This is a genomic window from Microbacterium sp. (assembly GCF_044508325.1).
GTDB lineage: Bacteria > Actinomycetota > Actinomycetes > Actinomycetales > Microbacteriaceae > Microbacterium.
The window spans coordinates 21,349-40,956 of record NZ_JBIQHX010000002.1 but is presented as its reverse complement, the minus strand read 5'-3'; the positions used below and the strand labels follow the sequence as shown (position 1 = coordinate 40,956).

22 protein-coding genes are annotated in these 19,608 nt (G+C 71.6%); 14 read left to right on the top strand and 8 right to left on the bottom strand.

The genetic code is table 11. From position 1 onward, the window contains the following. Positions 1-81 precede the first annotated feature (81 nt). Entirely contained in the window at positions 82-1,215 is a 1,134-nt protein-coding gene (locus ACIWQI_RS01690) for an AMP-binding protein (protein ID WP_396655338.1), read from the top strand. A gap of 29 nt (positions 1,216-1,244) precedes the next feature. Here ACIWQI_RS01690 and ACIWQI_RS01685 read toward each other — a convergent pair whose 3' ends face one another. Next, on the bottom strand, positions 1,245-2,249 hold the full coding sequence (locus ACIWQI_RS01685) for an isopenicillin N synthase family dioxygenase (protein WP_396655337.1): 1,005 nt from the start codon (positions 2,247-2,249) through the stop codon (positions 1,245-1,247). A gap of 113 nt (positions 2,250-2,362) precedes the next feature. Between ACIWQI_RS01685 and ACIWQI_RS01680 the strand changes: the two genes are divergently transcribed. From ACIWQI_RS01680 to ACIWQI_RS01665, 4 genes are all read left to right on the top strand, one after another. Next, complete coding sequence (locus tag ACIWQI_RS01680; RefSeq protein WP_396655336.1) at positions 2,363-3,400, top strand: TIGR03617 family F420-dependent LLM class oxidoreductase; 1,038 nt, start codon at positions 2,363-2,365, stop codon at positions 3,398-3,400. Continuing rightward, positions 3,397-4,284 (top strand): alpha/beta fold hydrolase, encoded by an 888-nt coding sequence (locus tag ACIWQI_RS01675; RefSeq protein ID WP_396655335.1) that lies wholly within the window; start codon positions 3,397-3,399, stop codon positions 4,282-4,284. Before ACIWQI_RS01680 ends, ACIWQI_RS01675 begins: the two co-directional genes overlap by 4 nt. Positions 4,285-4,368: 84 nt before the next feature. Next, entirely contained in the window at positions 4,369-5,568 is a 1,200-nt protein-coding gene (locus tag ACIWQI_RS01670) for an LLM class flavin-dependent oxidoreductase (RefSeq protein WP_396655592.1), read from the top strand. A gap of 1 nt (position 5,569) precedes the next feature. After that, a complete protein-coding gene (locus ACIWQI_RS01665) occupies positions 5,570-6,214 on the top strand; it encodes an FMN reductase (protein WP_396655334.1) in 645 nt (214 codons plus the stop codon). Between the two features lie 12 nt (positions 6,215-6,226). Here ACIWQI_RS01665 and ACIWQI_RS01660 read toward each other — a convergent pair whose 3' ends face one another. The 3 genes from ACIWQI_RS01660 to ACIWQI_RS01650 are packed head-to-tail and all read right to left on the bottom strand — an operon-like array spanning position 6,227 to position 8,018. Then, entirely contained in the window at positions 6,227-7,636 is a 1,410-nt protein-coding gene (locus tag ACIWQI_RS01660; protein ID WP_396655333.1) for an MFS transporter, read from the bottom strand. Then, positions 7,633-7,821, bottom strand: coding sequence for a hypothetical protein (locus tag ACIWQI_RS01655; protein WP_396655332.1), 189 nt, complete (start codon positions 7,819-7,821; stop codon positions 7,633-7,635). The genes ACIWQI_RS01660 and ACIWQI_RS01655 overlap by 4 nt, the downstream gene beginning before the upstream one ends. 14 nt (positions 7,822-7,835) lie before the next feature. Continuing rightward, complete coding sequence (locus tag ACIWQI_RS01650) at positions 7,836-8,018, bottom strand: DUF5302 domain-containing protein (RefSeq protein ID WP_396655331.1); 183 nt, start codon at positions 8,016-8,018, stop codon at positions 7,836-7,838. Positions 8,019-8,347: 329 nt separating this feature from the next. On the opposite strand from ACIWQI_RS01650, the gene ACIWQI_RS01645 reads away from it, so the two are divergent. The 5 genes from ACIWQI_RS01645 (at position 8,348) to ACIWQI_RS01625 (ending at position 13,839) form a co-directional block, all read left to right on the top strand. Further along, positions 8,348-10,627, top strand: coding sequence for a polyribonucleotide nucleotidyltransferase (locus ACIWQI_RS01645; RefSeq protein ID WP_396655330.1), 2,280 nt, complete (start codon positions 8,348-8,350; stop codon positions 10,625-10,627). 223 nt (positions 10,628-10,850) lie between these two features. Continuing rightward, positions 10,851-11,909: an aldo/keto reductase gene (locus ACIWQI_RS01640; protein WP_396655329.1), complete on the top strand. Its 1,059-nt coding sequence runs from the start codon at positions 10,851-10,853 to the stop codon at positions 11,907-11,909. A gap of 91 nt (positions 11,910-12,000) precedes the next feature. Then, positions 12,001-12,603, top strand: a complete 603-nt coding sequence (locus ACIWQI_RS01635) for a histidine phosphatase family protein (RefSeq protein WP_396655328.1) — start codon at positions 12,001-12,003, stop codon at positions 12,601-12,603. A 40-nt stretch (positions 12,604-12,643) separates the two neighbouring features. Further along, the gene (gene dapB, locus ACIWQI_RS01630) at positions 12,644-13,393 is read left to right on the top strand and encodes a 4-hydroxy-tetrahydrodipicolinate reductase (RefSeq protein ID WP_396655327.1); all 750 of its coding nucleotides are present in this window, start codon (positions 12,644-12,646) and stop codon (positions 13,391-13,393) included. Further along, complete coding sequence (locus tag ACIWQI_RS01625) at positions 13,390-13,839, top strand: hypothetical protein (RefSeq protein ID WP_396655326.1); 450 nt, start codon at positions 13,390-13,392, stop codon at positions 13,837-13,839. The genes dapB and ACIWQI_RS01625 overlap by 4 nt, the downstream gene beginning before the upstream one ends. Here ACIWQI_RS01625 and ACIWQI_RS01620 read toward each other — a convergent pair. From ACIWQI_RS01620 to ACIWQI_RS01605, 4 genes are read right to left on the bottom strand one after another with little or no spacing between them, the layout of a single operon-like run. Next, positions 13,836-14,726, bottom strand: a complete 891-nt coding sequence (locus tag ACIWQI_RS01620; RefSeq protein WP_396655325.1) for a TIGR01777 family oxidoreductase — start codon at positions 14,724-14,726, stop codon at positions 13,836-13,838. The two genes, ACIWQI_RS01625 and ACIWQI_RS01620, sit on opposite strands and share 4 nt — an antisense overlap. A gap of 13 nt (positions 14,727-14,739) precedes the next feature. After that, a complete protein-coding gene (locus ACIWQI_RS01615; protein ID WP_396655323.1) occupies positions 14,740-15,165 on the bottom strand; it encodes an OsmC family peroxiredoxin in 426 nt (141 codons plus the stop codon). A gap of 48 nt (positions 15,166-15,213) precedes the next feature. Beyond that, positions 15,214-15,708 carry a DUF4395 domain-containing protein gene (locus tag ACIWQI_RS01610; protein ID WP_396655322.1) on the bottom strand — a complete coding sequence of 165 codons (495 nt, stop codon included), beginning with the start codon at positions 15,706-15,708 and terminating at the stop codon, positions 15,214-15,216. Beyond that, positions 15,701-16,141, bottom strand: coding sequence for a TlpA family protein disulfide reductase (locus ACIWQI_RS01605; protein ID WP_396655321.1), 441 nt, complete (start codon positions 16,139-16,141; stop codon positions 15,701-15,703). The genes ACIWQI_RS01610 and ACIWQI_RS01605 overlap by 8 nt, the downstream gene beginning before the upstream one ends. 69 nt (positions 16,142-16,210) lie before the next feature. Between ACIWQI_RS01605 and ACIWQI_RS01600 the strand changes: the two genes are divergently transcribed. From ACIWQI_RS01600 to ACIWQI_RS01585, 4 genes are all read left to right on the top strand, one after another. After that, positions 16,211-17,020 carry a thymidylate synthase gene (locus ACIWQI_RS01600; protein WP_396655320.1) on the top strand — a complete coding sequence of 270 codons (810 nt, stop codon included), beginning with the start codon at positions 16,211-16,213 and terminating at the stop codon, positions 17,018-17,020. Continuing rightward, a complete protein-coding gene (locus ACIWQI_RS01595; RefSeq protein ID WP_396655319.1) occupies positions 17,017-17,511 on the top strand; it encodes a dihydrofolate reductase in 495 nt (164 codons plus the stop codon). Before ACIWQI_RS01600 ends, ACIWQI_RS01595 begins: the two co-directional genes overlap by 4 nt. A 28-nt stretch (positions 17,512-17,539) precedes the next feature. Continuing rightward, positions 17,540-18,301 (top strand): SDR family NAD(P)-dependent oxidoreductase, encoded by a 762-nt coding sequence (locus tag ACIWQI_RS01590; protein WP_396655318.1) that lies wholly within the window; start codon positions 17,540-17,542, stop codon positions 18,299-18,301. Positions 18,302-18,624: 323 nt separating this feature from the next. Then, positions 18,625-19,521 carry a DUF559 domain-containing protein gene (locus ACIWQI_RS01585; RefSeq protein ID WP_396655317.1) on the top strand — a complete coding sequence of 299 codons (897 nt, stop codon included), beginning with the start codon at positions 18,625-18,627 and terminating at the stop codon, positions 19,519-19,521. The last annotated feature ends 87 nt before the right edge of the window (positions 19,522-19,608 follow it).

The window sequence follows — 19,608 nt, the reverse complement described above, 5'->3', positions numbered from 1 at the left end:
AGACGACCCAGGGGCTCTCGACCGCGGGTTCGTTCGAGATGCCCGGGTTCGCCGGCTGCGGCGCGTGGCTAGGGTCGAAGGGTGCGCCCCCTTCTCACCGTCGACCCCAGCGACTGGCGCGGGGTGCAGGCGGCGTTGCGGGCGCGCCTCGACGGCGACGGCCCGGCGGTGTTTCCGGCGGAGGGCGCCGACGCGCCGCGGGAGGTCGACGACGCCGTCGCCCTGGTGATCGAGACCTCCGGCTCGACCGGCCGTCCCAAGCGCGTGGCGCTGAGCGAGCGGGCGCTGCGGGCGAGCGCCGAGGCGACGGATGCCGCGCTGGGCGGCCCCGCGCAGTGGCTGCTGTGCCTGTCCCCGGCGTATGTCGCGGGCGCGCAGCTGCTCGTGCGGGGTCTCGTCGCGGGCACGGGCACCGTCGCCGGTCCGATCGGCGGCTTCGAGGCATCCGCCTTCGCCCGCGCCGCCGCGGCGATGACGCAGCCGCGCCGCTGCACCTCCCTTGTGCCCGCGCAGCTGGCACGTCTGGTCGATGCCGGAGAGTCCGACCCTGACGTGCGCGCGGCGGCAGCCCGCCTGGATGCCGTGCTCATCGGCGGGCAGGCGCTGCCGGAGTCCCTCGCCGTCCGGGCCCGAGACCTCGGCTATCGCGTCGTGCGCACGTACGGCTCGTCCGAGACGGCCACCGGCTGCGTCTACGACGGGCGCCCGATCGGAGACACGCGGCTGCGCGTGACCGACGGCGTGCTCGAGATCAGCGGATCGTGCCTGGCCGACGGATACCTGCAGGACCCGGATGCCACGGCGGCGGCGTTCCGCATCGACGACGGCGTGCGCTGGTATCGCACCGGCGATCGCGCCGAACTCGGCGCCGATGGGCGGCTGCGGGTGCTCGGTCGCGCCGACGACGTCATCATCTCGGGCGGCGTGAAGGTGTCGCTCGCCCGCGTCGAGGCGATCGTGCGGGAGCTGCCCGGGCTCGGCGATGCGGTCGTGGTGCGAGCGCCGTCGCGGGCGTGGGGCGAGGTGCCCGTCGTCGTGACGGCCGGCGCGGCATCCCTCTCCCTCGATGCTCTGCGTCGCCATGTCGGCGAACAGCTCGGCGCGGCATCGCGCCCCGCAGACCTCGTGCACGTGCCCGTGCTGCCGCGGCTGGCCACGGGCAAGCCCGACCGCCGGGCGCTCGAGACGCGGCTCGCACGCGGCGCCGACCGCTGACGACTGCGGGGAAGGCGCAGACGAGGGCGTCAGGTCCGTGCCGCGAGCAGGTCCGCGTGCCAGATCTCGGCGACGTCGGGGTGCGCACGCAGCCGTGACTTCAGAGCGTTCTCCCCGTAGAGCGCGTGGATGGGGTTGGCCGGATCCTGGGTGACGCCCTTCGCCTCGGCCGCGAGCTCGGGCGGCAGGTCGATGAGGGGGAGCCGCTGATCGAGCGCCGGATTGAAGAAGAACGGCACCGAGATCCGATCGTCGGGGTATCGGGGCGACACCACGCGGTGGTTGGTCGCGATCAGGTAGCCCTGGGTGGCGTATTCGAGCAGCTCGCCGATGTTGACGACGAACGCCCCCGGCACCGGCGGCGCATCCACCCATGCGCCGTCGCGCTCCACCTGCAGCCCGCCCTTGCCGGGCTCGATCCACAGCAGGGTCAGCACGCCCGAGTCCTTGTGCGCGCCCACCCCTTGGGCCGGCTCGGGCGCCGTCGATCCCGGGTACCGCACGATCTTGATGAGCGTGGAGGGCTCGCCGAAGTGCTCGTCGAAGAAGGACTCGGCCGCACCCAGCGACACCGCCCACGCGCGCAGGAGTCTGCGCGCGACGCCGGACAGATGGTCGTGCCACTCCGAGACCACCGCGCGCAGTCCGGGCTGGGCGGCGGGCCACAGGTTGGGGCCCACGAGCCGGTTGAAGTCCGGGCCGCCGGTCAGCGGCGCCTGCTCGGGGCCGATGTCGATCTGCTCCCGCCAGTCGGTCCGGCCCTGCGTGCGCTCGCCGCCGATGCGGGTGTAGCCGCGGAAGTGCGGGCTGTTCACGTTCTCGATCGCGAGCTTGTCCGCCTCGGGGAGCGCGAAGAAGTCCCGGGCGGCTCGATGCAGACGCCGCTCGAGGTCGGGCGAGACGCCCGTGCCGGTGAGGTAGAAGAAGCCCACGTCGTGCGACGCCGCGCGCAGCAGGTCGCGGAACCGGGCGGCGGCTTCGTGCCCGCGATCCAGCAGCGACAGGTCGAGCACGGGAAGGTTCAGGTGAGGCATCCGATCACGCTAGACCGGACGCCGCAGGCGCCGGGGCAATGTTGCGTTCCGTTGCGGGCGACCCGCGGCGAGCGCCGGGTCGCGGCAGGTGGCGAGTGTGGTGTGATGGTGCCATGAGCGATGCCCGTGCCTGCTTCCACGTCGACGCGGGAGGCGACGCCGGCACCGGTCCTCGCGAGTTCGCCGAGCACGCCGCCGCGGCCGAGGCCGCCGGGTACGACGGCCTGATCGCCGCCGAGACCCGGCACGACCCGTTCGTGTCGCTGTCGGCAGCCGCCGTGCTCACCGAGCGCGTGAGCCTCATGACCGCCATCGCCGTCGCCTTCGCCCGCAGCCCGATGACCGTCGCCGCGACCGCCAACGATCTGCAGCTGCTCTCGCAGGGCCGGTTCGTGCTCGGACTCGGCTCCCAGGTGCGCCCGCACATCGAGAGGCGCTTCTCGATGCCCTGGTCGGCTCCGGCCGCGCGCATGCGGGAGTTCGTCGCCGCGGTGCGGGCGATCTGGCACGCCTGGGAGACGGGCGACCGGCTGCGCTTCCGCGGCGAGCACTATCAGCACACGCTCATGACGCCGTTCTTCTCGCCCGGTCCCAATCCGCACGGCGCACCGCCGATCTGGATCGCCGGGGTGGGGGAGCGGATGTGCGAGACCGCCGGCGCGGTCGCCGACGGCCTGATCGCGCACGCGTTCACCACGCCCCGCTACCTGCGCGAAGTGACCCTGCCCGCCCTGGAGCGCGGGGCGCGATCCGAGGGTCGCGACCCGGCGGCCCTGGGCGTCGCGCTGCCGGCGTTCATCGCCGTCGGCGACCGTCAGGACGAGCTCGACCGCGCGGTCGAGGCGACGCGGGCGCAGATCGCCTTCTACGGCTCGACCCCCGATTACCTCCCCGTCCTGGCGCTGCACGGCTGGGAGGCGGTGCACGAGAGGCTGAACGCGCTGTCGCGCCGCGGCGCGTGGGCCGACATGGCCGCTGCAGTGCCCGACGACATGCTCACGTCGTTCGCCGCGATCGGCACACCGGCCGAGGTCGCGGGGCAGCTGCGGGAGCGGTATACCGGAACGGTGACGCGCCTCTCCTTCTACACCAGCGTTCCGCTGCGCGATACCACTGCGGTCGCGCTCATCGACGCCCTGGCGGCGTCGTGACCCTCATCGACGACGCCGTCGAGCGGGATCGCGCGATCACGGACATCGACTGGCACGTCTTCCCTCCCGGCACCGAGCGCGACGTGCTCGCAGCCCCCAGCGGCGGTCTGGCGCGCGCCCGCCTGGGCGACCCGGGTGCGCCGCGCGTCGTGCTGGTCCCGGGCGTCGCGGGATCGAAGGAGGACTTCGTCCGCGTCTTCCCGCTGCTGGCGCAGGCCGGGTTCCGCGTCGAGTCGTACGATCTCGCCGGCCACTGGGAGTCGGTGGATGCCGGGCCCTGGAACCTCGTCCCGCCCCGCGAGCACTACGACTACGACCTGTACGTCGACGACCTGGTCGCGGTCCTCGAGGACGGCGGGGGGCCGGCGCACGTGCTCGGCTACAGCTTCGCCGGCCTGGTCGCCGAGCTCGCCCTCGCCCGCAGGGACGAGCTGTTCCGCAGCCTCACTCTGATGTCGGCGCCGCCGGCGGTCGGACAGGTGTTCCGCGGGGTCAAGCACATCGGCCCGATCTCCGACATGTCGCCGCACCGGGCGGCCGGGCTGATCCTGTGGGGCGTCCGGTACAACCTGAACCGAACGCCCCCTGGCCGCATCGCCTTTGTGCGCGAGCGCCTCGCCGTCACCCCGCGGGCGTGCGTCGACGACATCGTGGGCCTCATGATGGCGGCGCCCGACATGCTCGCCGAGGTGGCGGCCGCCGACATCCCGAAGCTCATCGCGGTGGGGGAGAACGACCTGTGGCCGCTGTCGCAGCACCGCGAGTACGCCGCGCAGATCGGCGCGGAGGTCGCGGTCTACCCGACCGGACACGCACCCTGCGAGACGGCGCCGCACCAGTTGACGCGCGATCTGGTGAACCTCTTCGCACGGAGGCGGGAATAACCTGACGATGCAGGCGTTGCAGTGTGTATTCACCTGCATAGAAACATCGGAGCGATCGTGAGCGACAGCACCACCTGGCCGGGCATGCAGTTCGGCATCTTCTCGGTGAGCGACATCACCCAGGACCCGACCACCGGCCGCACGCCGTCGGAGGCCGAGCGCATCCAGGCGACCCTGACGATCGCCCAGCACGCCGAGGAGGTGGGGCTGGACGTCTTCGCGATCGGCGAGCACCACAACCCGCCCTTCTTCTCGTCGTCACCCACGACCACCCTCGCCTACATCGCGGCGCGGACCGAGCGTCTCGTGCTCTCGACGGCGACGACGCTCATCACCACGAACGACCCGGTGAAGATCGCCGAGGACTTCGCGATGCTGCAGCACGTCTCCGGGGGACGCACCGACCTCATGCTCGGGCGCGGCAACACCGGGCCGGTCTACCCCTGGTTCGGCAAGGACATCCGCCAGGGCCTCCCGCTCGCGATCGACAACTACGCCCTGCTGCACCGGCTGTGGCGCGAGGATGTCGTGGATTGGGAAGGGAAGTTCCGCACGCCGCTGCAGGGCTTCACCTCGACCCCGCGACCCCTGGACGATGTGCCGCCGTTCGTCTGGCACGGCTCGATCCGCACGCCCGAGATCGCCGAGCAGGCCGCGTACTACGGCGACGGCTTCTTCGCGAACAACATCTTCTGGCCCGCCGAGCACTACCAGCGCCTCATCGAGCTGTACCGCCAGCGCTACGCGCACTACGGGCACGGCACGCCCGAGCAGGCGATCGTGGGCCTGGGCGGTCAGGTCTTCATGGCGCCGAAGTCGCAGGATGCCGTCACGCAGTTCCGGCCGTACTTCGATGCTGCGCCGGTGTACGGACACGGCCCTTCGCTGGAGGACTTCACCGAGATGACGCCGCTCACCGTCGGCTCCCCGCAGCAGGTCATCGACCGCTACGCGGGCATGCGCGAGCTGTTCGGCGACTATCAGCGCCAGCTGTTCCTCATGGACCACGCGGGCCTGCCGCTGAAGACCGTGCTCGAGCAGCTGGACATCCTCGGCGGCGAGGTCGTGCCGGTGCTGCGCCGCGAGCTGGCGCAGAACCGCCCGGCCGAGGTGCCGGACGCCCCGACGCACGCGGCCCTCGTGCGCGCGAAGTACGGTGACGAGGCGCCGCGCCAGCCGCGCCCGAACGCGAACCGCGGCGACAACGTCACCGACGGCTCGCCGTACCAGGACACGCCGCAGCCCGCCGGCGCGGCGTTCGGGCTCGGACGGAGGGATGCCTGAGATGGCCGCCTCACGCCGGATCGCCGTCGTCTCGGCCGGATTGTCGAATCCGTCGTCGACGCGCATGCTCGCCGACCGCCTTGCGAACGCGACCGTGCAGCAGCTCGCCCAGCACGACATCGAGGCCCAGGTCGACGTCTTCGAGCTGCGCGACTATGCGCACGACATCACCAACAACATGCTCACCGGATTCGCTCCGCCGGCGCTCGAGTCCATGATCAACGCGGTCGTCTCCTCCGACGCCCTCATCGCGGTCACGCCGATCTTCTCGACGAGCTACTCGGGCCTGTTCAAGTCGTTCATCGACGTGCTCGATCCCGACGCGCTGATCGGCAAGCCAGTGCTCATCGGGGCCAACGCCGGCACGCCGCGCCATTCGCTCGCGATCGATTACGCGATCCGGCCGCTGTTCGCCTACCTGCACGCCGACGCGGTCTCGACGGGCGTGTTCGCCGCATCGGCGGACTGGGGCGGCGGCGGCGACCAGGTCGCGCCGCTGGCGCGACGCGTCGAGAAGGGCGCGCGGGAGCTTGCCGATGCGATGGTGCGGCGCGGGGCGCAGGCATCCGTCGATCCGTTCGACCCCGACTCGTACCTCGGCGAGGGCCGCTCCTTCGGGCACCTCCTCGGCGGCCTCGCAGACTGAGCAGGCCGTCGGCTACCGCGGGCTGTCCGCGGTCTTCGCGGCGCGTCCGGTGGCGACCGCGACGACCGCCAGGAGCACCGCGGACGCGGCGACCACCCCGGCGAGGATGATCCAGTCCTCGGGGTCGGTGCCGTTGAAAAGCGCCATGCCGACGACGGTCGCGCCGGCGATGCTGCCCATCGACCGCGCGGTCTGGAACAGTCCCGCGGCTTGGCCGACGTGCTCGGGCGGTGCGGCGAGATAGAGCGACTGGGTGATCGAGATGAGCACGAAGGCGTACGGGATGCCGATGGCCGCCATCACCAGCAGCACCGCCCAGGGCGCAGTCGACAGGGTCAGCAGCAGGAGCGCCGCGGTCGACAGGATCAGTCCGCCGATTCCGATGAGCAGTGCCAGACGGTGCCCCCGCGCGACGATGAGTCGCTCGATCGGCCGTGCGAGCACGGCGTTGAAGGCGGCCAGCGGCACGAGCATGGCGCCGACGGCCGCGGTGCCGTAGCCGGCGAAGTCCTCGAGGTACTGGGGGATGCCGAACAGCGTGCCGTACAGGACGATGTTCGCGAGGATGAACAGGCCGTACACCCGCAGCAGCGGACGGTTGCCGGCCAGGAGCCGGAGGTCGATGAACGGCGTCGCCGCGCGCAGCTCGCGCCACGCGAACAGGGCGCCGGTCACGACCGCGGCGGCGAGGTATGGCCACTCCGGCCCGTCCACGAGGTCGAGCAGGAACAGGAGCATCGCCACGACCGTGACCGCGAACAGCGCGACCCCGGGCAGGTCGGACTCGCGCAGGGTCGTGCGCAGCGGCACGTGCTCGCGCGCCTCATCGGGCGGGATCACCAGCCGAGTGGCGACGATCGCGATCGCCGCGAGCGGGATGTTGATCCAGAACAGCGCCTCCCACCCGGCCAGCACGAGCAGCGCGCCGCCCAGGACCGGCCCGATCGCCGCCGCGCTCGTGTCGATGAGCTGGATGCGGCCGATGATCGGCGCCGCCTCGAACGAAGTCCCCGGCTCCGGCGACTCGCCGCTCTCCCTGGCCATGCGACGCAGCACCGCGGCTGCGGACGGGAACGCGGTGGCCGTGCCGATCGCGAGCACCACGCGCACCACGCACAGCCACTCGAGGGTGGGGGCGAACGGCCCTGCGGCGCCGGCGACCGCGACGACGACCATTCCGACTGTGAAGACGCGGAGCGCGCCGTACCGATCGGCGAAGCGTCCCATGAGCGGCTGCAGCACCGCCGACGCGAGGTAGAACGCCGAGATCACCCAGGTGACCGTCGGGACGTCCACATGGAACTCGCCGCGCAGGGTGCTGAGGGCCACCGCGATCATGCCCGAGTTCAGCGCGCTGAGGGCTGTTCCGGTGGCCAGGGCGACGACGATCCAGCCGACCGGACGCCGCGCCGTTCGGGTCATAGGTCGTCGGGGACGATCTCACCGGCCTCGATCGCGGCCTCCCGCTGCTCGAGCTCCTCCGCGTCGACCTCCTCCTCGACGGCCTCGTCCGGATCGATCGTCGCAGGAGGCAGCTCGAGCTCCGACTCGTCGTCGACCGGCACCTCGCGCTCGTCGTCGGCGACCGGCTCCCGGAAATCGCTCATCGTTCCCCCCGGCCTCAGCCGCTCTTGCGGCGGAACTCGCGCTTGGTGATGGCGCCGTGCGTGCCGTGGACGGGCGAGTCGCCGTCCAGATGCGCCTCTCCCTCGCGCTGCTGCGCGTTCTTCTTGTCCAGCGCCTCGCGGAACTTCCGCTTCATCTCGTCCGAGGCGGCGCCGGCCGGTTGGTCATCGGTGCTCATGCATCCACCCTAGGCACTGCGCGCACCGGGCCGCCAGGTCCCGCGGCGACAGATCACAGGGCGTTCAGGACAGTCACTGCTAGGATCGACAAGGTTGCCCTCCCGGCATCCGTTCAACTGCATATTCGAGCTCATGGAGCAGGCCGGCAGCTAGCTGGTCCCCAGTGGTGGATTCCCCGTCGTCCGGCGTGCCGGGTGGTCTTCTACCGGTGACCAGCGCAGGCGAGGCGCGGAACACCCCGCACGCCGATATCTGCCTGTTCCCCTGCTCCTTCGAATGCTCGCGTGCGACACGCGTGCGCGAGCGAAGACACAGAAGGAGAGACCTCTTGGAAGGTCCTGAGATCACTTTCGCCGAAGCCGTCCTCGACAACGGACGCTTCGGCACCCGCACCGTCCGGTTCGAGACCGGACGCCTGGCCCAGCAGGCGCAGGGCGCCGTGGCCGCCTACCTCGACGAGGAGACCATGCTCCTGTCGGCCACCAGTGCCGGCAAGCACCCGCGCGAGGGCTTCGACTTCTTCCCGCTGACCGTCGACGTCGAGGAGCGCTCGTACGCCGCCGGCAAGATCCCCGGCTCGTTCTTCCGTCGCGAGGGCCGCCCCTCCACGGATGCGATCCTCGTCTGCCGCCTCATCGACCGTCCGCTGCGCCCCTCCTTCGTCGACGGGCTGCGCAATGAGGTCCAGATCGTCATCACGGTGCTGTCGATCGCCCCGGGCGAGTTCTACGACGCGCTCGCCATCAACGCCGCCTCGGCGTCGACGCAGATCTCCGGTCTGCCGTTCTCCGGCCCGATCGCCGGCGTGCGTCTCGCTCTGGTCCCCGGACACGGCGAGCACGCCGACCAGTGGGTGGCCTTCCCGAACGCGCAGCTGCTCGAGGATGCCGTGTTCGACCTCGTCGTCGCCGGGCGCGTGCTCCCGGACGGCGACGTCGCGATCATGATGGTCGAGGCCGAGGCGACCGAGGGCAGCTGGAACCTCATCAAGGCGGGCGCCACCAAGCCCAGCGAAGAGGTCGTCGCCGAGGGTCTGGAGGCCGCGAAGCCCTTCATCAAGGAGCTCGTCGCCGCGCAGACCGTGCTGGCGAACGCCGCCGCCAAGGAGATCCAGTCGTTCCCGGTGTTCCCCGCCTACAGCGAGGAGACCTACGACTTCGTCGCCGCCCGCGCCTACGACGCACTCGGGTCGATCTACCAGATCGCCGACAAGACCGAGCGCAACAGCGCGGATGACGAGCTCAAGGACCGGGTCAAGGCCGAGCTGATCGCCGCCACCGAGGCGGGGGAGCTCCCGCCGGCGGCTCCGCTCGAGTTCTCCGCCGCCTACAAGGCGGTCACGAAGCTGATCGTGCGCGGGCGCATCCTCACCGAGGGTGTGCGCATCGACGGCCGCGGACTGGCCGACATCAGGCCGCTGGACGCCGAGGTCGACGTCATCCCGCGCGTGCACGGGTCGGCGGTCTTCCAGCGCGGCGAGACGCAGATCCTCGGTGTCACGACGCTGAACATGCTGAAGCTGGAGCAGCAGATCGACTCGCTGTCGCCGGTCACGCACAAGCGCTACATGCACCACTACAACTTCCCGCCCTACTCGACCGGTGAGACCGGTCGCGTCGGCAGCCCCAAGCGGCGCGAGATCGGCCACGGCTTCCTCGCCGAGCGCGCGCTCGTGCCGGTCCTGCCGGCGCGCGAGGAGTTCCCCTACGCCATCCGCCAGGTCTCCGAGGCACTCAGCTCCAACGGCTCGACGTCGATGGGCTCGGTGTGCGCGTCCACGCTGTCGCTGCTGAACGCCGGAGTGCCGCTGCGCGCACCGGTCGCCGGCATCGCGATGGGCCTGGTCTCGGACCAGGTCGACGGCGAGACCCGCTACGCGGCGCTCACCGACATCCTGGGCGCGGAGGATGCGCTGGGCGACATGGACTTCAAGGTCGCCGGAACCAGCGAGTTCGTGACGGCGATCCAGCTCGACACGAAGCTCGACGGCATCCCGTCGTCGGTGCTCGCCGGTGCGCTGCAGCAGGCGAAGGATGCGCGCCTGCGCATCCTCGACGTCATCAACGCGGCCATCGACGGACCGGACGAGATGGCGCCGACCGCGCCGCGCGTCATCAGCGTGCAGATCCCGGTCGACAAGATCGGCGAGCTGATCGGCCCCAAGGGCAAGACGATCAACGGCATCCAGGACGAGACCGGCGCGGACATCTCCATCGAGGAGGACGGCACCGTCTACATCGGCGCCGTCGACGGCCCCTCCGCCGAGGCCGCCCGGGCCCAGGTCAACGCCATCGCGAACCCGACAAACCCGGAGGTGGGGGAGCAGTTCCTCGGCACGGTCGTGAAGATCGCGACGTTCGGGGCGTTCATCTCGCTGCTTCCGGGCAAGGACGGCCTGCTGCACATCAGCGAGATCCGCAAGCTCGCCGGCGGCAAGCGCGTCGAGAACGTCGACGACGTGCTCGGCGTCGGGCAGAAGCTGCTCGTGCGCATCACCAAGGTCGACGACCGCGGCAAGCTTTCCCTCGAGCCGGTGCTCGAAGAGGCTGAGGCTGGGGACAGCCCCGCCGAGGCGACCGTCGGCGCGGAGGCTCCGGCCGAGGGCTGAGCCGCTCGAAGGCTGAAGAATGCCCGGTTGTCCGCCGAAAGGCGGACAGCCGGGCATCGTTTTCGCGACATGTGATCGAAGCGTTATCGAAATATCCGCCAACAGGCCGTCGGAACGGCCGGAGACGTCGGTGCTCTGCCCTACCCTTCTTGTAAGCGTCGGGGGCGACGCGAAACAGGATCACGAAGCATCGGGTGCGACGGTTTCGTGAAGGGGGTGGCATATGCGTATCTTCGGCGTCGGTTCCACGACCGCTTCGCCGGTGGCGACCGGATCGTCGATCCCGCACGCGCCGCCCATCCTCGAGCGCTCCGGCCACCCCTCGGCCCCCATCCCCGTGCAGGGGCCCCCGGTCGGCGCGGCGGTGCGCACGCCGCTGGGTGAGACCGGTCTCGACGTCTTCCCGCTGATCCTCGGCGGAGCCGAGTTCGGCTGGAACGTCGATCTCGAGGTCAGCCACGACATCCTCGACCGCTACCTGGAGCGAGGCGGCAACGTCGTCCACACCGCCGACAGCCATGCGTCCGGGCGCAGCGAGCACATCATCGGCCAGTGGCTGTCCACGCGCGGGGTCCGTGACGCCATGGTGGTCGCCACGCGGGTGGGTGCCAACGCCGACCACCCCGGGCTCGGCCCGGTGAACCTGGTGCGGGCGGTCGAGGCATCCCTGCGACGGCTGAGCACCGACCGCATCGACATCCTGTACCTGGACGGGGCGGCCGATTCCCGCACCGCCCTCGACGACACGCTGGCGACAGCGGAATGGCTCGTCGATGCGGGAAAGGTGCGGGCCCTGGGCGCCTACGGCTTCACGCCGGAGCGCCTCGTGGAGGCACGGATCCTCTCGTCCGCCGGCTATCCGCGGCTGACGGTGCTGGACGCGCCCTACAACATCCTGCGCCGCGGCGACTTCGAGGGCGATCTCCGCCTGGTCGCCGGCGCCCAGGGCATGGCGGTGACCCCGTCGCACGCCCTGCAGCACGGCTTCCTCTCCGGACGGCACCGCTCCCGCTCGCGGGCGGGGCTCTCCGTGCGCGGCAGTCAGCTGGTCGGCAGCCTCAATCGCCGCGGCAACCGCCTCCTGCGCGCGCTGGATGCCGTCGCGGCGGAAGTGGGCGTTCCCGACGCCGCGATCGCGGTGGCATGGCTGCTGGCGCAGAAGACCGTGGTCGCGCCGATCGTGAACGCGTACGCGCCGCACCACGTCGAAGAGCTCGTGCAGGGCGTGGGTGTGCGGCTCAGCCGGGCGCAGCTGTCCGAGCTCGCCCGCGCGGTCGACTAGCCCGCGCCGGCTTCACCGCCGTGGCATAGGGTGGAAGCGCGGCCCCGCCGCACACACCCCGACCGATCATCGCGTGAAGTGAGCCTGTGCAGTGACGCATTACGTCTATCTCGTGCGGCACGGGGAGCAGCAGGATGCCGAGCACGGGATGCCGGACGGGCCGCTGTCCGCTCGCGGCCGGCGTCAGGCCGCCCTCATCGCCGATCGGCTGTCCGGGGTGCCGCTGGACACCGTCTGGCACTCGCCGCTGCAGCGGGCCGCGCAGACCGCCGAGATCGTGGCGGAGCGGCTCCCTGCGGTGTCGCCCCAGCCGCACGCGCTGCTTTTCGACTGCGTCCCCACCGGCATGACGCCCGACACCCCGGGTGTCTTCGAGCCGTTCTTCGGAGGGATCACCGAGGAGCAGATCGAAGCCGGCCATGCGCAGATGGCGGATGCGGTCAGCGAGTTCCTGGCACGCAAGCCCGGCGATGCGCACGACCTTCTGATCACCCACAACTTCGTCATCGCCTGGCTGGTGCGCGAGGCGCTGCAGATGCCCGAATGGCGGTGGATGACCTTCAATCAGGCCAACTGCGGCCTGACCGTGCTCGCCCAGAAGCCCGGCCGGCCCTGGAGCCTGATCACCCACAACGACGTCGCACATCTGCCGGCGGAGCTGCGCACCGGGCTGCCCGAGGCCCTGCCCTACTGAGCTCACGACCGGCCGCCGGCGCCCCGAATAGGATGATGGCATGACCACGCGCGTCGCCCTCGTGGGCGGAACCGGCAGGCTCGGGGCCGTGATCCGCGGCGTGGTGGACGGGCTGGACGACTTCGAGATCGCCGCGGTGCTCACCTCGCGCAGCGGACTGGACGAGCTCGACGGTGCCGACCTCGTCGTCGACGCGAGCGTGCCGGCCGTGAGCATCGACGTGGTCCGCGCCGCCGTCGAACGCGGCGTCAATGTGCTCGTCGGCACGTCGGGCTGGTCGGCGGAGCGGATCGCCCTGGTGCGTCCGCTCGTGGATGCCGCGGGCACCGGCGCCGTGTTCATCCCCAACTTCTCGCTCGGGTCGGTCCTCGGAAGCGCACTGGCCGCCGCTGCCGCGCCGTTCTTCCCGTCCGCCGAGATCGTCGAGGCGCACCGCGAGAGCAAGGTCGACTCGCCCAGCGGCACCGCCGTGCGCACGGCCGAGCTCATCGCGACGGCGCGCGCGGCTGAGCCGGTGGATGCTCCGCACGCCGATCAGCGCGCCCGCGGACAGCAGGTGGCGAGCGTTCCGGTCCATTCGCTGCGTCGCCCCGGGGTGGTCGCACGACAGGAGACGATCCTCTCCGGGCCGGGCGAGACCCTGTCGATCGTGCACGACACCGTGGACCCTGCTGTGGCCTACGCTCCCGGCATCCGCATCGCCCTGGCCGCCGCGCGGGACGCGACCGGCGTGATCGTCGGGCTCGACAGCCTCATCGACATCGGGATCCGCACCCCGGCGGACGCATGAACGCGCGCATCGGCGTGGTCGTGATGGCCGGCGCGCTGCTGCTGTACATCGTGCTGGTCGGGCAGCGCGCCTACGTGCTGCTGACCGGCGGCGACGGGATCGGCATCGCGATGGGCGCGGCACTGGTGGTGCTGCCGCTCATCGCGGCGTGGGCGCTCGGCCGCGAACTGTGGTTCGGGTGGCGCGCCGAACAGCTGGGGCGGCGGCTCGAGTCCGAGGGCGCACTGCCTGCGGAGGAGCTCTCGACGCGGCCGAGCGGACGCCCGCTGCGTGAGGAGGCCGACGCCCTCTTCCCCGCCTATCGGGCGGCGGCCCAGGCGCATCCGGACGACTGGCGAGCCTGGTACCGGCTGGGGCTCGCCTACGACGGAGCGGGCGACCGGCGTCGCGCGCGGCAGGCTGTGCGCCGGGCGATCTCGCTCGAGGCGGCGCAGCGGCGGGGCTAGAGCCCCGCTCGCCAGGCCTCCTCGATCGTCGGGTGCCGGAACGAGAATCCGGATGCCTCGAGCCGCCGCGGCACGACGTTCGCGTCGGCGGTGAGCACAGCATCGGTGGCGTCGCGTCCCAGCACGAGCCGCATCGCCCACACCGGTGCGCGCACGACGAACGGGCGGTCCAGGGTCATCGCGATGGCGAATCCGAGATCGTTCGCTGTGGTCCGGGTCGGCGCGGCGAGGTTGACCGGCCCCTCGAGCCCGGCTTCCATCACGTGCCGGATCGCACGGACCTCGTCGTCGAGCGAGATCCACGGCCAGACCTGGATGCCCCGGCCGATCGGGCCTGCCAGGCCGGCGCGGGTGAGCAGGATCAGCGGAGTGAGCACGCCGTCCCGGTGGACGATCGGCGCGGTGCGCAGCAGCGTCACGCGGGTGTGCTCGCCGGCGCCGAGCGCGGCCGACTCCCACTCGCCGCAGAGGTCGGCGAGGAACGACTCTCCGCGCGGGGCGTCCTCGTCGATGACCGCGCCCGGCGCCGACCCGTAGTAGCCGACCGCAGACGCCGAGAGGAATGCGGGCGCCTCCCGCCCGAGCGCGCGAAGGGCTCGGGCGATGGCGCGGGTCGGCGTGATGCGCGACCACAGCAGGGTGGAGCGGTAGGCCGCTGTCCAGGGGAAGCGGCCGGTGGATGCGCCGTTCAGGTTGACGACGGCGTCGGCGCCGGCCAGGACCGCGGGATCGAGGGGCCGCGTGTCCGTGAGCCACTCCACCTCGTCGGGAGCCTGCGCCGGCCGGCGGACCAGCCGGGTGACCTCGATGCCGTCCGCGCGCAGGCTCGCCACGAGTGCCGAGCCCACGAGCCCCGATGCGCCCGAGACGACGACGCGCCGCGGCATCCTCTCTGCTCCGTCAGGCGAGCGCGGCTTCGAGGGTGATCTCGACTCCGGCGAGCGCCTGCGAGACCGGGCAGCCGGACTTCGCCTCGTCGGCGATGCGGGCGAAGTCCTCGCCGCTCAGCCCGGGCACGGTCGCCTCGACGTTCAGGTGGCTGCCGGTGATGCCCTTGCCGGGGACGAAGGTGACCGAGGCCGTGGTCCGCACGCGATCGGGCGGGGTGCCGTTCTGCGCCAGCATGTTCGACAGGGCCATGTTGTAGCACGACGAGTGCGCCGCCGCGATGAGCTCTTCGGGTGTGGTGACGGTGTCGGACCCTTCGGTGCGCGCCTTCCAGTTGACGGGGAAGGGGCCCTTGCCCGTGCTGTCGAGGGCGACCTCTCCGGCGCCCTCGAAGAGGCCTCCGCTCCAGGTCGCCGTGGCTTCGCTCGTGGCACTCATGCTGAACCTCCTGTGGCTGTGCGGATGCGACGCGCATCCGCGTTCAGCCTAGGTGGTGGCGGCACGGCCGACCAGGCCGATGCGCTGCAGCGTGAGGTAGAGGACGCAGCCCAGGCAGAAGCCGAAGACCGCATTGAGGAAGGCGGCGACGAAGGCGGCGCCCGCGGCGATGGGCAGCGCCCACGGCACCGCGAGCAGCTGGAGGACCAGGCCGACCGAGACGACGAACAGCCCGACGCCCTGCGCGAACCGCGGCGGGCGCGGATCCTCCAGCTCGGTGGGCGGCTTCAGCCGCGGCCCGACGACGCGGCGGTAGAGGACGGCCCACGGAGCGGCGCGCGGGGAGACGACGCCCCACAGGAACAGCAGCGCGACCAGCAGCAGCAGGAGGAATGCGGGGTCGAGCGCGCGTTGCGCGAGCGAGCCCGTCCACGGCGCCCCGACCAGGCCCAGGAACACCGTGATCAGCAGCAGCGCGGCGGTGATGCCCGCGCCGAAGCGCGGTGCGCGGGGATCGATCCGTCCGGACCGGGGCTCAGGCACCCGCATGCTCCATCCGGGTCACCCGATCCAGTTCGAGCTCGACGACGTCGCGGGGCGGGGCCCCGCCGAGGCGGGCCTGGATCGCCCCGTCGCGGTCGAGGATCAGGGTGGTCGGCGTCTGGAGCAGACGGAAGTGACGCGCGATGTCGGGCCGGTGCGTGAGATCGACGTCCAGGTGCAGGACGCCCTGCTTGGCGTCCGCGATGGATGCCAGGGTGCGATGCACGCCGGGGCACCGGGTGCACAGCTCGGTGCTGAACTGCAGCAGGGTCGCCCGGTCGCCGAGGCGCTCGGCGCCCAGACGTGCCGGCTCGATGATCTCCGCGGTGTCGACGCGCTGCACTGCGCTCCGCCACCGGCGCAGCGTGAAGCCGGCTGCCACGGTGATCGTGAGGAGTGCGACGATCGCGAGGAGGGCGCCAAGGGTCGTCACGGTCGCCAGCGTAGCGTTCCCCGGCTGGGCGAGGGCCGGATGTCGCTTATGTGACGTATCGTGTCACACGTGACCGCCGGCATCCCCACCCCCTACGAGGACCTGCTGCGCGATGTGCTCGCGCACGGCACGCACAAAGACGACCGCACCGGCACCGGGACCACGAGCGCCTTCGGCCGGCAGATCCGCTTCGACCTGGCCGGCAGCTTCCCGCTCATCACCACCAAGCGCGTCCATTTCAAGTCCGTCGCGATCGAGCTGCTGTGGTTCCTGCGGGGCGAGTCGAACATCGCCTGGCTGAAGGAGAACGGGGTCACGATCTGGGACGAGTGGGCGGATGCCGCGGGCGAGCTCGGGCCCGTATACGGCGTGCAGTGGCGATCGTGGCCGACGCCGGGCGGCGAGCACATCGACCAGATCGCCCAGGTCGTGGAGCAGATCCGCGCGAATCCGAGTTCGCGGCGGCTGCTCGTGTCGGCGTGGAACCCCGCCGACATCCCCGACATGGCGCTCGCACCGTGCCACGCGATGTTCCAGTTCTACGTCGCCGACGGGCGCCTGTCGTGCCAGCTCTATCAGCGCAGCGCCGACCTGTTCCTGGGGGTGCCGTTCAACATCGCCTCGTACGCGCTGCTGACCCTCATGATCGCCCAGCAGACCGACCTCGAGCCGGGTGAGTTCGTCTGGACCGGCGGCGACTGCCACATCTACGACAACCACCTCGAGCAGGTGCGTGAGCAGCTCGGCCGCGACCCGTACCCGTACCCGACGCTGCGCATCGCCCGCAGGCCCGCGTCGATCTTCGACTACGCGTACGACGACTTCGTGCTCGAGGACTACCAGCACCACCCGGCGATCCGCGGCGCCGTCGCGGTGTGACGGTGCTCGGTCTCATCTGGGCCGAGGCGCACGGCCGGGTCATCGGCGCCGACGGCGGCATCCCGTGGCACGTGCCGGAGGACCTCGCGCACTTCAAGGAACGCACCATGGGTGCGCCGGTGGTCATGGGCCGCAAGACCTGGGACTCGCTCCCGGATCGGTTCCGCCCGCTGCCGGGGCGGCGCAACATCGTCGTGACCCGGCAGCCGGACTGGGCGGACGAGGGCGCGCAGCGCGCCGGGTCGCTGGACGAGGCGCTGCAGACGGCCCGCGACGGCGAGGTCTGGCTGATCGGCGGGGGAGAGCTCTTCGCCGAGGCGATCGACCGGGCCGACGTGCTCGAGGTCACCGAGGTCGACCTCGAGGTCGACGGCGACGCCTATGCCCCGCCCCTGGCGGGCTGGCAGGTCGCGGGCCGGGATCCGGAGGACGGCTGGCTCACCTCGCGCACCGGCATCCCGTACCGGTTCCGCACCTACCGACGGGCGTGAGCCGCGCGTCGGCGGTAGCGTGAAACGCATGCCCACCGCTCTGATCACCGGCGCCAGCTCGGGGCTCGGCGCCGAGTTCGCCCGACAGCTGGCCGCCCGCGGCGCCGATCTCGTGCTGGTGGCACGGGACCGGCAGACGCTGCTGGACAGCGCCGCCGAGCTGCGTGCGCGCTTCGGTGTGGCGGTCGAGGTGCTGGTGGCCGATCTCACCTCGCGCCGGCAGCTGGCCGCCGCGGAGCGCCGCGTCGCCTCCGACGAGCGCCCGGTCGAGATTCTGGTGAACAACGCCGGCTTCGGGCTGCCGCTCGCCTTCGAGCGCAACGACATCGACGACGAAGTCACGCATCTGCGCCTGCACGTGGAGGCGTCGATGCGGCTCATGCACGCGGCGCTGGGTCCGATGCTCGCCCGGGGGCACGGTCGCATCGTCAACGTCGCGTCGATCGCGGCGCTCATGCCGCGGTCGACATACGGTGCGGCGAAGGGATGGCTGCTGAGCTTCAGCCGCTGGGCGAACGTGCGCTACCGACCGCGGGGCGTGACCGTGACCGCCGTCTGCCCCGGCTTCGTGCACACCAACTTCCACGAGCGACTCGGCCTGCCCCCCGGCGAGGAGGGCATCGCCCCGGCGCTGTGGATCGACGCCCGGCTCGTGGTGCGCCAGGCCCTGCGCGCTGTCGCTCGCGGCAAGGCCGTGTGCGTGCCGTCGCTGCGGTACAAGCTCATCGCCGCCGTCGTGCGGGTGCTGCCGGCATCCATCTCCGCGCGACTGGGGAACACCGGCCGCTGAACGCCCTCTGGGTTCGGGTCATGTCACCCTGCCCCACGGCGGGCGTCTCCTGATCCCTGTCGTCGGGCGTCTCCTGAACCCTGCCGTCGGGCGTCTCCTGAACCAAAAGTCGGGTCGGTGATGTCGACACGCCGGTGACGGGCGGTTCGTTCCGGCGAGTCGTGTTCCCGAGCCGACTTTCGGCCCTCCGGGGTGGCCCTTCCCGGGAGTCCGGTCGTCCATGCCGGCTGCCTCGTCCTCCACAGCCTCGGCCGGTACCCGGTCCCTCCACAGGTGAGGTGGAGACGCCCGAGGTTGTGCTCGCGTCCGCGCATGCTGACGGGATGCCTGTGGAGCACGCGGTGCGGATCGTCCGGCGAAATGGCGGCACGGCACGGACTCGTGTGCTGCGAAGGGGCGGAGTCTCGCGGAGGACGCTCGCCGCCGCGGTCCATACCGGGGCTCTGGTCAGGCCGCGCCAGGGTGTCTATGCGCTGCCGACGCTGACCGACGCGAGACGTGAGGCCCTCAGTCACCGCGGCGCGCTCGCCTGCGTGTCGGCGGCCCGCGAGCACGGCATCTGGACTCTGGACGACGGTGCCGACGGGCGGACGCACACGTGGGTGCATCCGCAACGCCACCCGACGCGGTTCACGCTCGACCCGGAGACCGCTGGGGCCGCCTGCTGCGTGTTCCACCGCGACCTGCCCATCGGCGAGCCGGAGCTGCACCGGGTCGGTGTCGTGCAGTGTCTTCTGCAGATCCACGGATGCCGGGGCGAGGACGCGTTCTTCGCGGCATTGGAGTCTGCGCTGCGCCGGCGCCTGATCGGCCGGCAGGAGCGCCGGCTGATCAGGGATCGTCTTCCCGGACGCTCGCGCTGGCTCGTCGATTTCGCCCGGAGCGATGCGGACAGCGGCCTCGAATCGCTGCTGCGGCTGCGACTGCATCGCCGGGGGATCACCCTGGCCAGTCAGGTCGCGATCCCCGGTGTCGGCGTCGTCGACTTCGTGATCGGCGATCGCTTGATCCTCGAGGCGGATGGGCGGACGCATGACGGCGATTCCCGGCACAAAGATCGCGTGCGGGATGCCACGGCGATGGCGCTCGGCTTCATCACGCTGCGATTCGACTCGGCCCTGATCCTCCACGACTGGCCCCTTGTGGAGGCTGCGATCCTCTCCGCTCTGTCGGAGGACCTGCACCGCAGCCCTGCCGGCCGGCGGTGGTCCGACCAGTGATCCTCTGACGGACGCCCAGGCGGTGCCGAATGTCGGCCCTCGCGCCGTGCCGAATGTCGGCCCTCGCGCCGTGCCGAATGTCGGCCC